Genomic DNA, 13,185 nt, shown 5'->3' with positions numbered 1-13,185 from the left:
ATTGCCCGCAGCATTGGTGTCTGCACAGAAAGCGAAAACGGCAAGTAACAGTTTCCAGGCCCGGCAAGCCGTGCCCGTTCGCTGTGGATTAATAAAAAATTCACAAAGCCAACAACTCGTAAAATTACGAGGCGGGGAACTTTTTTTTGCGAGGTGCATGGACCTGCCAGGCGGCACGCTGGCAGGGTACGCCCACGCCCCGCCCGGTCTGCGCATCGCCAAGAAGGTGAACGGGAGCGTCGTCGAGAAGTATTTGTGGTTGGGTCGGACCCGGCGGCTGGCCGTTTATGAGGCTCCGTGACCTGCCCGTGTCCGTGGCCATGCTCCAAGGGAGCGCGAGGCGTTTCCTGATCTACAACCAGGCAGGGTCGTTGCGGGCCCACTCCCGTCGGCCCGCCCAAAAGTCATCCGCCCCGGTGAGCCACACGAAAAAAAGGGGCCAGGCAAAAAACTGCCCAACCCCTTGAAATTTGCTATATTGGTGCGCCCGACAGGATTCGAACCTGTGGCCGTCTGCTTAGAAGGCAGATGCTCTATCCAACTGAGCTACGGGCGCGTGCAGGCATACCTAATAAAGCCCCCGCACGCGGTCAAGGTCGCTCTTGACGAAAGACCACCGCAAGCCCAAACTGCTTAACCCCGGCCGTCCCCGCAACCAGGAGGGAGACATGAATCTACGCGTGCTCGGCTGCTCCGGCTCGGACCTCCCCGGTCACAACCTGACGTCCTTTCTGGTCAACGACACCGTCCTGCTCGACGCCGGCACCGTCACCTCCGCCCTCGATCTGGCCGCCCAGGCCCGCATCGAACATATATTCGTCAGCCATCCCCACCTGGACCACATCAAGGACATCCTGTTTCTGGCCGACAACCTCATCGAATTTTTCGCCGGCAAAAACCGGCCGCCTCTGCAAATCCACGGCCTGCCCGAGGTGCTCGACGCCATCGCCGCGCATCTTTTAAACGACACCATCTGGCCGGATTTCACCGTCATCCCGGAAAATTCACCGGTTTTGACCTATGCCCCCATGACGCCGGGCGAACCGGTCGTCATCGACGGGCTGACCGTGGCCACCCATCCGGTCAACCACGCCAAGGCGGCCTCGGGCTACGTGTTGTGGGAGGACGGCGGCGCGAAGAATCTGGCCTATACCGGCGACACCGGCCCCTGCGACGCCTGGTGGCGCTTTTGCGACGCGCTGCCCTTCCCCCTGCGCCACCTCATCACCGAGGCCTCCTTCCCCAGCGACATGGAGACCCTGGCCACCGCCTCCAAGCACCTCACCCCGCGTCTGTTGCACGCCGAACTGGCCAAGCTGCACGCCAACCCCGAAGTCCACATTTACCATATGAAAGCCCCCTTCGCCGCCCAGATCGAGAACGAACTGGAACGCGAACTGGCCGGGCATTCCTACCATCTGCTGCGCGAACATGACTGCATCACCATCTGATTTCACCGATTTTGCCGCGTTTGCGGCCTATCTCGACAGTCTCGGGCTTTTCCACATGGAGCTTACGCCGGACCGGATGCAGGCGGCCCTGGCCGGCATGCGGCTGACCACCCTGCCCCATCTGGCCGTGCAGGTCGTCGGCACCAACGGCAAGGGTTCGACGGCCGCCTTTCTGGCTGCCATGCTGGCCGCCCACGGCCTGCCCACGGGGCTGTACCTGTCGCCCCATTTCGTGGACGTGCGCGAGCGCATCCTCATGAACGGGCGCATGCTCGACCCGGCCGACTGGGTGGCGGCGGCAAACGCGGTTCTTGGCGCCACGCGCGGCGGCGGCGAAAAAGGCCGGCTCACCTATTTCGAGCTGCTGACCGCCATGGCCGCCCGGATTTTCACCGACCAGGGCGCGGAAGCCGCCGTGTACGAGGCCGGACTCGGCGGCGCGGGCGACGCCACCACCGTCCTTGGCCGCGATGTAGTGCTTTTCACGCCCATCGGCATGGACCATGCGGCGGTCATCGGCCCGACCCTGGCCGACATCACCCGGGACAAGGCCGGGGCCATGGTCCCGGGCGGCGTCGCCATAACCGGCCCGCAATCCACGGAAGTCATGCGTATTCTTCGGGAAGAGGCCACGACGCGGGGCACGCGGCTCTACCTTGCCGGCGAACTGGCCCACCACGACGCCGCAAGCCGTCATGCCGTGCTCAAAAGACGGCCGCGCCTGGAGATCCCCACCGCCCGGCTGCGCCTGGCCGGACCGCACCAGTCCGACAACGCCACCCTGGCCCTGGCCGGATTCTCCCTGTGCGCCGACCTGCTCGGCATCGCGCCGGACCCCGATGCCTTGTCCCGGGCGCTGACTGAAACGTTTCTCCCCGGCCGGCTCCATCTGCTCAAGCTCCCGGACATGGCCCCGGGGCTGCTTTTGGACTGCGCCCACAACCCGCCGGCGCTGGCCGCCCTGACCGAGGCGCTCGCGTCCCTGCGCATCGCCCCCGCGGGATTGATCTTCACCTGCCTTGGCGACAAGGACCTTGCCGCCATCGCGCCCCTGGCCGCCAGACTGACCGCCGGTCCCATCTACGTGCCCGAGCTGCTGGACGTGTCCCGGGCGCGGCCTGCGGCGGAAGTCGTGGCCGCCCTGGGCGATCGGGCCAGGGCCGTGGCCGATCCGGCCGCCGCCCTCGATGCCGTGCGCCGCCTGGAAGGGACGGTGCTGGTGTGCGGCTCCATGTACCTGCTGGCAGCGCTCTTCGCCGCGCCGCAAAATTGATCTTGCCCGGGTTTGCGGCTAGGCTGATGCTTCCACGCGGCTGCGACGCGCCTGCGGCAATATCCTTATGACGTTGCCGGTTGGCTGCGCGCGCCGCCAACCCGAACTTCCCGGAAGCGCCCGTGCAAAACCTCTTTCGCCTGCTGCCCGCCGTGGACGCGGTCCTGGCCGATCTGGCCGCCCTGCCCGATCTCGCCGCCGCGCCGCGCCCGCTCGTGCATGACGCGGTCACGGATTTCCTCGACGGGCTGCGCGCCGACATCAAGGCCGGCCGCATCACCGATCCGGCCCAGCTCGCCCCCGAGGCGCTTTCGGGTCAATGCGCCCGGTTCGCCGTGGCTGCCTGCCGGCCCCATTTCCGGCGCGTGGTCAACGCCACGGGCGTGGTGGTGCACACCAACCTCGGCCGGTCGCTTCTGGCCGACGCCGCCATCGACGCCGCGGCCGCCGCCTGTCGGCGCTACTCCAACCTGGAATTCGACCTCGCCGCCGGCGAACGCGGCAGCCGCTACAGCCACGTGGTGGCGATCCTGCAAAAGCTCACCGGGGCCGAAGCGGCGCTCGTGGTCAACAACAACGCCGCCGCCGTGCTCATCGCCCTGGAAACCCTGGCCAAGGGCCGCGAGGCCATCGTCTCGCGCGGCCAGCTGGTCGAAATCGGCGGCTCGTTTCGCATCCCCGAGGTCATGGCCAAATCCGGGGCCATCCTGCGCGAGGTCGGGGCCACCAACCGCACCCATCCCCGGGACTACGAAAACGCCATCACCGAGGACACGGCGCTTCTGCTCAAGGTCCACGCCTCCAACTACCGCATCATCGGCTTCACCAAGGAAGTCTCGCTGCCGGAACTGGTGGCCATCGGCCGCGCCCATGACCTGCCCGTGATGGAGGACCTCGGCAGCGGCAACCTGACCGATTTCGCCGGCATCGGCCTGCCCGGCGAACCGACGGTGCAGCAGGCCGTGGCCTCGGGCGCGGACATCGTGACCTTTTCCGGGGACAAGGTCCTCGGCGGCCCCCAGGCCGGCATCCTCGTGGGCAAGGCCCAATACATCGAGGCGATCCGCAAAAATCCGCTCAACCGGGCCGTGCGCATCGACAAGATGACGCTGGCCGCCCTCGAGGCCACGCTGCGCCTCTACCTCGACCCGGCAACCGCCAGAAAGGAAATCCCGACCCTGGCCATGATCACCGCCGCGCCGGAAGCGCTGGCCAAAAAAGCCCGGCGGCTGGCCGCGATCCTGAAAAAATCCCTGGCCGGACGCTATGCCGTCAAAGCCCTGCCCGGCGCTTCTCGGGTCGGCGGCGGCGCCTTTCCGGAACACGACCTGCCGACCACGCTGGTCTCCCTGACGCCCCTTGCCGGCGCGCCGTCGCCGGACGCCCTGCGGGAACGGCTGCTCGTCACCGACCCGCCGCTGGTCGGGCGCATCGAGGGCGACGCCTTTCTCCTGGACCCGCGCACCCTGGCCGACGATGAACTCAAACTCGTGGCCCGGGTCCTGGACGCGGCCCTGGCCGGCTAGGTGCATTGCGCGACAGGTCCGGGGGGCTTCCCACCAGGGGCCTGGGCGCTTACTATGTCCCCATTGCCATTATTGAAGGAGCCTTAGCGATATGAGCGATGCAAACGAAACGAAAAACGGTGCCTCCTCCCACGCCATCGAGGCCAAAAGCTGCTGGGAGACCTACGCCTCCCCGGAGCAGCGCGCCGGCATGCGGGAGCTGGCCGACCGCTACATTGCCTTTATCACCGCCTGCAAGACCGAGCGCGAAACCGTTGCCTACACGCGCAAGGCCCTCGCCGAGGCGGGCTATGTCGAATGTCCGGACGGAGAGTTTACCGGCGACGCGGTCTTTCGCGTCATGAAGGGCAAGACGGTGTTCATCGCCCGCAAGGGCAAAAAGCCCCTGCGCGAGGGTTTCCGGCTGGTCGGCGCCCACTGCGACACGCCGCGCATCGACCTCAAGCAGCGCCCGCTCTACGAATCCTGCGGCGTGGCCCAACTCAAAACCCACTACTACGGCGGCATCCGCAAGCACCAGTGGCTGGCCCGGCCGCTCGCCCTGCACGGCGTGGTGGCCAAAAAGGACGGCACGGTCATCCCGGTGACCATCGGCGAGGACCCGTCCGATCCGGTCTTCGCCATCCCGGACCTGCTGCCGCATCTGGCCTACAAGCAGGTGGAGCAGAAGCTGTCCGACGCCTTCGAGGCGGAAAAGCTCAACATCCTGATCGGCCACAGCCCCGAAGCCGCGCCCGAGGCCGCCGAGGGCTGCGAGAAAAAAGAGGCCAAGGACCCGATCAAGGCCAAGGTCCTCTCGCTTCTCTACGACAAGTACGGCATCGAGGAAGCCGACCTTTACAGCGCCGAGTTGCAGGCCGTTCCGGCCGGGGCGGCCCGGCCCGTGGGCTTGGACAAGGCGCTCATCGGCGGCTACGGCCAGGACGACCGGGTGTGCGTCTTCACCGCCCTTTCCGCCCTGCTCGAGAATCCGACGCCGGAGCACACGCAGATCGTGCTGTTCTGGGACAAGGAGGAGATCGGCTCCGAAGGCTCCACCGGGGCCAAGTCGCGCTTTTTCGAGTACTGCCTGGAAGACCTGATCGACGCCTGGGACCCGGGCGCGCGCAAAAGCCGGGTGCTGGCCGCCGGCAAGGCCCTGTCTTCCGACGTGCATGCCGCCCTTGACCCGGACTACCAGGACCTGCACGAAAAGCTCAATTCCGCGACGCTTGGTTATGGGCCGGTCTTTTGCAAGTTCACCGGGCACCGGGGCAAGGTCGGGGCCAACGACGCCCATCCGGAGTACGTGGCCTGGCTGCGCAACCTCCTCGACGGCGCCGGCATTCCCTGGCAGATGGCCGAACTCGGCAAGGTGGACCTCGGCGGCGGCGGCACGGTGGCCAAGTTCCTGGCCGTCTACGGCATGGACATCATCGACTTCGGCCCGGCCGTGCTCAGCATGCACAGCCCCTTCGAGATCACCAGCGCGGCCGACGTCTACACCGCCGTGCTGGCCTACAAAGCCTTTCTTTCGAGCTAGCCCCGATCCCCTGTAAGGGGGGTCCGGGGGGCATCAAGCCCCCCGGTGGTGGGGTCCAGGGGAGGCGTCGCCTCCCCTGGCCGCCGGAGGCACCTCTCCACACCACCCCAACCAAGGAGCGCACCATCCATGCCAGTCATCATGGGGACGGCCGGGCACATCGACCACGGCAAGACGACGCTGATCAAGGCGCTGACGGGCATTGACTGCGACCGGCTGGCCGAGGAGAAAAAACGCGGCATCACCATCGAGCTGGGCTTTGCCTTCATGGACCTGCCGGGCGGCGCGCGGCTCGGCATCATCGACGTGCCGGGCCATGAGCGCTTCGTCAAGAACATGGTGGCCGGCGCGGCGGGCATCGATTTCGTCACCCTCGTCATCGCCGCCGACGAAGGCGTCATGCCCCAGACCCGCGAGCACCTGGACATCTGCACCCTGCTCGGCATCGAGACCGGCGTCGTGGCCCTGACCAAGGCCGACATGGTGGACGCGGACTGGCTGGCGATGGTCACGGACGACGTGCGCGCCGAGCTTGCCGGCACGTTCCTGGCCGACGCCCCCATTTTTCCCGTCTCGTCCCATACCGGGGCCGGCCTGCCCGAACTGCGCGCGGCCCTGGCCGAGCTGGCCGCCAATTTCGCGCCGAAGCGGCGCTCCGATCTGGCCCGGCTGCCCATCGACCGCGTCTTTACCCTCAAGGGCCACGGCACCGTGGTCACGGGCACGCTCATTGCCGGCACGTTCACGATCGGCGACGACGTGCGCCTCTACCCCTCGGACAAACGCAGCAAAATCCGTAGCCTGCAATCCCACGGCCAACCCGTGGAAGTATCGCCGGCCGGACGGCGCACGGCCGTCAACCTGGCCGGGCTCGAGGTCGAGGACGTGGAGCGCGGCGAGGTGCTGGCCCGGCCGGGCACGCTTTTCCCGGAAACCGCCTGGGAGGTGGAGCTTTCCTGTCTGGCCTCGGCCCCGCGCGGCATAAAGCACCGCACCGAGGTGCATTTCCACCACGGCACGCGGGAAGTCCTGGCCCGGGTGCATCTGCTCGACCGCGACAAGCTGGAGCCCGGCGAGACGGCCGTGTGCCAGATCCGCTTTCCCGAGCCCCTGGCCGGGGTCTACGGCGACCGGGTGGTCATCCGCTCGGGCGCGCCGCTACGCACCATGGCCGGCGGGCGCATCCTTTCGCCGCTTGCCCGCAAGGTCAAACGCTTCGACGCCGACGCGGCCGCGCCGCTTGCCGCCCTGGCCACGGCCGAAGGAGCGGAACTCGTCGCCCTGCAACTGGCCCGGGCCGGCGCCGAGGGACTGGGATTTTCCCGGCTGATGACGCTTACCGACCTCGAATCCAAGTCCCTGGACAAGGCGCTTTCCGGCCTGTGCGACAAGGGCGCGGCCGCGCTTGTCGACCGCGAAGGCAGGGAAGGACGCCATTTCGTCCACGGCGACGTCGTCACGGCGTTGACGCAAACCCTTACCGATTTCGTGGCCGCCTACCACAAGCGCGAACCGCTTAAGCTCGGCATCTCGCGCAGCGAGCTGGCCTCCACCTGGGGCAAGGCGCTTGCGCCCAAGCTTTTCCATTTCGTGGTCGAACGCCAGCTTCGGGCCGGCAGGCTGGCCACCGACCAAGACGTGCTGCGCCTGCCCGACCACAAGGTTTCCCTGGCCTCGGATCAGGCCAAGCTGCGCGAAACGCTCCTTGCCGCCTACCGCGCCGGCGGCCTCACCCCGCCAAACGTCAAGGATATCCTGGAGCCCCTGGACCTGACCTTCAAGGAGGCCCAGCCCGTCTACAAGGTGCTCCTGGACGAAGGACTTATCGTCAAGGCCCAGGAAAACATGTATTTTTGCGCCGAGGCCATAACGGGGCTCATCGAGAAGGTGCGCGCCTACTACGCCGCCGGAGCCACGGACATGGGGCCGGCGGAATTTCGGGAACTGACGGGGCTGTCCCGCAAGTTCCTCATCGCCCTGCTCGAATACCTGGACAAGGAAAAGGTGACCGTGCGCGTCGGCGACAAGCGCCAGTTGCGCAGGAAATAGGGGACGCCTCCGGCGGCCAGGGGGAAACTTTTTGAAAAAAGTTTCCCCCTGGACCCCCTTCAAAAACTTTCAAAGGGATATTGGGGGGCACCGGGGGCCTGCGGAGAGGGGAGAATTTCGGCGGGAAGGCGTCTGGGGAAAATACCAAAACGGCGGGAAGCCGTAGCCGCCCGCCGTGAAAAGTCTGACTCGCCAGGAGCCGGTGCTACCAGTCCTGGTTCTCGGGTTTGGCTTCCTGCTGCGCCTTGATGACCCGAAGGGCGATGAACACGGAAATAAAGCCGAACAGAACGATGAGGCCGGAGAAATCGAATGTCACGGTGAACCTCCCCCAAACGGATGTATTTCGTGAAATAAATCTTTAACCCCAAAGGGACGTGATGTCCAGATACCCCTGCCGGCCTCGCCCGGTTCCGGCCCTTTTGACAATGCTCGCGGCCCTGACCCTGTGCGCCGCCACGGCCATGGCCGGCGTCATCACCATACGCGGCAACACCTACAGCCTCGACGGCGGCAGGCCCGTGACCGGTGCCTGGGAAGTGGCCGAAAAAATCGCCGTCAGCAAGGACGTGGCCATCGTGGTCATGGAGGAAAAGGCCAACCCGACCACCATCCAGATCCTGCTCCAGCTCCTGGAAAGCCTCCATGTCCCCACACTGCTCACCAAGCGGGCCGACTACAAGCCCCTGGTCGACCGGGGCGTCATCAAGCCCACCCGAACTCCCGCCTATCCTTGACAGCCGCACCCGCCCCCGGTACTGCGCGGAAACGATTCGGGCGCCCGCATGGGCTTAATAGGGAATCCCGTTTGATTCGGGAGCGGTCCCGCCGCCGTATGTCCCGCCACAGTCGGCTTCCTCGCGCGCCACTGGGAAAAAAATCCCGGGAAGGCCGGAGCCGATGGGACGAGCCGGAAGACCTGCCCGGTCGATCACAGGCCAACCCGTCGGCAACGAGGGCTTTTGCCGGCCGGGCATAAGGACCGGGGCGTCAACCCGCAGCGCGGGGGCTGCCCGCCGTCCTTTTCATCAAGAGCCCTCCATGCCCATGGAGGTTTTCCCATGCTCCGTTTTCCGCGAGCGCTTTTGGCGTTATGGTTGTGTCTGGCCATGGCCGCGCCGGCCCTGGCCGGTCATGAGGCCAAGAAGGAACCCAAAAGAGCCATTGTCGTGGCCGCCTTCGGCACCAGTGTTCCCGAAGCCGCGCCGGCTATCCAGAAAATGGTCGACCGCGTCAAGGCCGCCTATCCCGGCGTGCCCGTTTCCCTTTGCTACACCGCCTCCATGATCCGCCACAAACTGGCCAGGGAAGGCAAGGCCGTGCCGCCTTCGCCGGCCGAAGCCCTGGCCGTGCTGCCCGACAAGGGTGTCACCGACGTGGCCCTTTTCTCCCTGCAAACCATCCCCGGCCATGAGTACGACGACCTCGTGCGTCTGGCCGAGGCCTTCTCCGGCCTGCCCAAGGGACTCAGCCACGTGTCCGTCAGCACGCCGCTGCTCTACGCCAAGGAGGATTTCCCGCGCGTGGCCAAGGCGCTGCTCGCTTCGGCCCCCAAGGACCGCAAGCCCGGCGAGGCGCTCGTCCTCGTCGGCCATGGCACCGACCACCCGGCCAACATGGCCTACCCGGCCCTGCAATACAGCCTGTGGCAGCTCGATCCCAACGCCTTCGTGACCACGGTCGAAGGCACGCCGAGCTTCGAGGACCTTATCGCGGAGCTCAAAAAGCGCGGTATCAAAAAGGCCTGGCTCATGCCCATGTTCGCCGTGGCCGGGGACCATGCCCACAACGACATGGCCGGCAAGGAAGAGGATTCCCTGGCCTCGCAGCTCGCCGTCGCCGGCATCGCCGCAACGCCCCAGATGCAAGGCAACGGCGATCGTGACGCCGTGGCCGCCATCTGGATGGACCACCTGAAAAAGACCGTGGACGCCCTGCCCGGAAAATAATGACCCGAAACCGCTCACAAGGCGCGGCTGCGCGCGCCCTGCTCCCGGCCCTGGCCGGGCTGGCCTCCCTGGCGACGGCCTGCCTGGCCGGGGCCTATCCGGCCAGCCCGGGGCAGGTGGCCGCCGTTCTTGGCCGGGCCATGGGCCTGCCCGTGACCGCCCCGGCCGATCCGGCGCTGACCGCCGTGGTGCTCGACCTGCGTCTGTGGCGGGGGGTGCTGGCCTACGGCGTGGGCGCGGCCCTGGCCGTGGCCGGCGGGGTGTTTCAGGGCGTGCTGCGAAATCCCCTGGCCGATCCCTTTACCCTTGGCGTCTCGGGCGGCGCGGCCTTCGGCGCGGCCCTTTCCCTGACCCTCGGCCTGGCCGCCGCCTCGGGAAGCGTCATCGCCACCCCGCTTTGCGCCCTGGCCGGCGGTGGGGCGGCCCTGGCCTTCGTGCTGGCCCTGGCCCGGGCCTGCGGCGGATTGCGCCGAGAGACGGTGGTTCTGGCCGGCATCATCGCCGCCACCTTCCTTTCGGCCCTGCTGTCGCTCACCAAGGCGCTCAACGAGGAATCCGTAGCCGGCATCGTCTTTTGGATCATGGGCGGCTTCCAGGGACGGGGCAAGGCCGAGCTGGCGCTTTTCCTGCCCTGCTTTCTGGCTGGCGCGCTCCTGATTCGCCTGTACATCCGCGAGTGCGACATCCTGCTTCTGGGCGAAACCCAGGCGCGCCAATTGGGCGTTGCCGCAGGCCGGGCACGCCTTGCCCTCCTTACCGGAGCGAGTCTTCTGACCGCCGGGGCCGTGGCCGTCTCCGGGGTCATCGGCTTTGTCGGGCTCATCGCCCCCCATGCCTGCCGCCGGCTTTTTTCCGCCGAACACGGCACGCTGCTGCCGCAAAGCGCGCTGTGCGGCGGGGCGCTCCTGGTCTTTGCCGACGTACTGGCCCGCACCATCCTGCCCGGCGGCGCGGAGCTGCCCGTGGGCGTGGTGACGGCGCTTCTCGGCGGCCCGTTTTTCTGTTTCCTGCTCGTCACGGGCCGCGACGGTGGCCGGGCGTGATCCGCATCGAGGGACTTCGGGCCGGGTACGGCGGCCGCGACGTGTTGGCCGACATCGACCTGCACATCGCCCCAGGCGAGATGGTGGGCCTCTTGGGCCCCAACGGCGCGGGCAAGACCACGCTGCTTCTGGCCGCAACCGGGATACTTCCCCCAATGGCCGGAAGCGTCTCCCTGGCCGGGCGAAACATCGCCAGCCTCTCTGCCCGGGAGCGGGCCAGGCTTGTGGCCGTGGTGCCCCAGCGGGCCGAAAGCGCGGGAGGGCTCACCGTGCGCACGGTGGTGCGCATGGGCCGCTATCCCTACCTGCCCTTCCTTGGCGGCTACGGCGAGGCCGACGCGGACGCGACCAAGGCGGCCATGGCGGCGGTCGGTGTGAGCCACCTCGCCGACCGGCGCATGAACGAGCTTTCCGGCGGCGAGTTCCAGCGGGCGCTGACGGCCCGGGCCCTGGCCCAGGACGCGCGCGCCATGATCCTGGACGAAGCCTCGGCCAGCCTGGACATGGCCCGGAAAATGGAGCTCTACGGGCTCCTGGCCGCCCGCAATGCCGCCGGCACGACCATCGTGGCGGCGCTGCACGACATCAACCTGGCGGCGCTTTTCTGCCGTCGCCTGATATTTATTAAAAACGGCCGCATCGAGGCCGACGGCCCGGTGGCCGCCGTCTTTACCAGCCAAACATTGTCGAGGATTTATGAAACCGAAATCCTGGTCATCACCCATCCGAAAAGCGGCCTACCCCAGGCGTTGGCCGTACCTGCCGCTCCTGCTGCTGGCGCTGCTCGTAACGACCCAGGCGGCCCTGGCGGCCCAGGCGGGAACGGACATCACGGATGACCTCGGCCACGTCATAACGCTCAAGGCTCCAGCCAAACGCATCGTAGCCCTTTACGGCGCGTACAACGAAATTCTCGCCGGTATGGGACTCACCGATCGCATCGTGGCCCGCACCGAAGCCGACGACAAGCCGGCCGCCATCGCCGCCCTGCCTGTCATCGGCACCCACATGCGCCCCAACCTGGAGCGCGTGCTGGCGGTTAGGCCCGACCTCGTGCTGCAAACCGCCGGGCGCGGCGAAGCCGAGCAGGCGGCCGCCAACCTGGCCAAACTGGGCGTGCCGGTGGCCGTTTTTTCCCTCCACGATTTCGATTCGCTTTTTGCCGCCATCGACCGCATCGGCGTGCTGACCGGCGCGCAAAAACAGGCGGCAGCGCTTGACGCAAGCCTCAAAAAGCGCCTCGCCGCCGTGGCCGCGAACGCTCCCGAGGGAAAGAAGCCCAAGGTCTTTTTCGAGGTCCGCTCCGGCAACCTGCTGGCCGCCGGCAAAGGCTCCATGGTCGATGCCGTGATCCGCGCCGCCGGCGGGGAAAACGCCGTGAGCCTGGACAAAAAACTCGTGCGGCTGACCGACGAGGAACTCTTGCGCCTGGCTCCGGACGTCTGCCTGACCCAGCGCGGCCCCATGAACGCCGAAGCCCGGTCCATGGCCGACCGGCCGGAATACGCCTCGCTGCCCTGCGTCAAAAACGGCCGGGCTTACGTCGTCGACGAGGCGCTTTTCTCCCGCCCCGGACCGGGAAGCGTGGACGCGGCGGAGGAACTTGCCCGGATACTGGCCGGCAAGCCGGCGACGCCGGCCCGGGAGGCACGTCCGTGAGCACACTCGGAACGCTCTATGGCCTTGGCGTCGGCCCGGGGGACCCGGAACTTCTCACCCTCAAGGCGGCCCGGATTCTCGGGGAGGTGGACACGGTCTTCGCCGCCTCGTCGAGCAAGAACGACTATTCCATTGCCCAGGCCATCATCGCGCCGCACCTGCCGCCGCAAGCGACCATCGTGCGCCTGCCCTTCCCCATGACCCGGGACCCGGCCGCCCTCGACGCAGCCTGGGAGGCCAACACCGCCGCCATGGCCGCAGTGCTTACCGCCGGGCGCGACGCGGCGTTTATTACCCTGGGCGATCCGCTGCTCTACAGCACCTTCGGCTACGTGCTGCCGCGCCTGACCGCGCGCCTGCCGGGACTTCCGGTCAGCATCGTGCCGGGGATCACCTCGTTTCAGGCGGCGGCGGCCAAGGTCGGCGACGTGCTGGTCGAATCCGGCGAGAACCTGCTGATCGCCTCGGGCGTGGACGAGAGCGGCCGGCTGGAAAAGGGGCTGGCGGCGGCGGACAACGCCGTCATCCTCAAAGCCTACCGCAACTTTCCCCGACTGCGCGACTTGCTCGGCCGCATGGGCCTGACCCGGGCAACCACCTTCGCCACCCGCATCGGCCACGACGGCGAGGCCATCGTGCGCAAGCTGGAAGACGCGCCGGAAAAGCCCCACTACCTGTCGCTTTGCCTCATCAAACGCACACGCGTCTGATGT

The 13,185-nt window shown here is 67.2% G+C and carries 11 protein-coding genes, 1 tRNA gene and 1 riboswitch; of the genes, 11 read left to right on the top strand and 1 reads right to left on the bottom strand.

What is annotated here, in order from left to right; all coding sequences use genetic code 11:
* Nucleotides 1–479 precede the first annotated feature (479 nt).
* Nucleotides 480–556: transfer RNA gene (locus K9F62_13270), tRNA-Arg, on the bottom strand.
* Between the two features lie 112 nt (nt 557–668).
* On the opposite strand from K9F62_13270, the gene K9F62_13265 reads away from it, so the two are divergent.
* The 11 genes from K9F62_13265 (at nt 669) to cobI (ending at nt 13,182) form a co-directional block, all read left to right on the top strand.
* A complete protein-coding gene (locus K9F62_13265; protein ID UJX39686.1) occupies nt 669–1,451 on the top strand; it encodes a 3',5'-cyclic-nucleotide phosphodiesterase in 783 nt (260 codons plus the stop codon).
* Entirely contained in the window at nt 1,432–2,724 is a 1,293-nt protein-coding gene (locus K9F62_13260) for a bifunctional folylpolyglutamate synthase/dihydrofolate synthase (protein ID UJX39685.1), read from the top strand. The genes K9F62_13265 and K9F62_13260 overlap by 20 nt, the downstream gene beginning before the upstream one ends.
* Before the next feature lie 122 nt (nt 2,725–2,846).
* Nucleotides 2,847–4,250, top strand: coding sequence for an L-seryl-tRNA(Sec) selenium transferase (selA, locus tag K9F62_13255; GenBank protein ID UJX39684.1), 1,404 nt, complete (start codon nt 2,847–2,849; stop codon nt 4,248–4,250).
* 91 nt (nt 4,251–4,341) lie between these two features.
* Nucleotides 4,342–5,772, top strand: coding sequence for an aminopeptidase (locus K9F62_13250; GenBank protein ID UJX39683.1), 1,431 nt, complete (start codon nt 4,342–4,344; stop codon nt 5,770–5,772).
* A 129-nt stretch (nt 5,773–5,901) separates the two neighbouring features.
* Entirely contained in the window at nt 5,902–7,821 is a 1,920-nt protein-coding gene (selB, locus tag K9F62_13245) for a selenocysteine-specific translation elongation factor (GenBank protein ID UJX39682.1), read from the top strand.
* Between the two features lie 380 nt (nt 7,822–8,201).
* Nucleotides 8,202–8,558, top strand: coding sequence for a hypothetical protein (locus tag K9F62_13240; GenBank protein UJX39681.1), 357 nt, complete (start codon nt 8,202–8,204; stop codon nt 8,556–8,558).
* A gap of 21 nt (nt 8,559–8,579) precedes the next feature.
* A riboswitch (cobalamin riboswitch) is annotated at nt 8,580–8,763 on the top strand.
* A 119-nt stretch (nt 8,764–8,882) separates the two neighbouring features.
* On the top strand, nt 8,883–9,770 hold the full coding sequence (locus K9F62_13235) for a sirohydrochlorin cobaltochelatase (GenBank protein ID UJX39680.1): 888 nt from the start codon (nt 8,883–8,885) through the stop codon (nt 9,768–9,770).
* Entirely contained in the window at nt 9,770–10,813 is a 1,044-nt protein-coding gene (locus K9F62_13230) for an iron ABC transporter permease (protein ID UJX39679.1), read from the top strand. Before K9F62_13235 ends, K9F62_13230 begins: the two co-directional genes overlap by 1 nt.
* Nucleotides 10,810–11,652 (top strand): ABC transporter ATP-binding protein, encoded by an 843-nt coding sequence (locus K9F62_13225; GenBank protein ID UJX39678.1) that lies wholly within the window; start codon nt 10,810–10,812, stop codon nt 11,650–11,652. Before K9F62_13230 ends, K9F62_13225 begins: the two co-directional genes overlap by 4 nt.
* A complete protein-coding gene (locus K9F62_13220) occupies nt 11,642–12,472 on the top strand; it encodes an ABC transporter substrate-binding protein (protein UJX43204.1) in 831 nt (276 codons plus the stop codon). Before K9F62_13225 ends, K9F62_13220 begins: the two co-directional genes overlap by 11 nt.
* Entirely contained in the window at nt 12,469–13,182 is a 714-nt protein-coding gene (gene cobI, locus K9F62_13215) for a precorrin-2 C(20)-methyltransferase (GenBank protein UJX39677.1), read from the top strand. Before K9F62_13220 ends, cobI begins: the two co-directional genes overlap by 4 nt.
* The last annotated feature ends 3 nt before the right edge of the window (nt 13,183–13,185 follow it).

The organism is Desulfovibrio sp. JY (assembly GCA_021730285.1).
GTDB lineage: Bacteria > Desulfobacterota > Desulfovibrionia > Desulfovibrionales > Desulfovibrionaceae > Solidesulfovibrio.
Note: the sequence above shows the minus strand (reverse complement) of the source record. Positions and strands in the feature narration are given on the sequence as shown.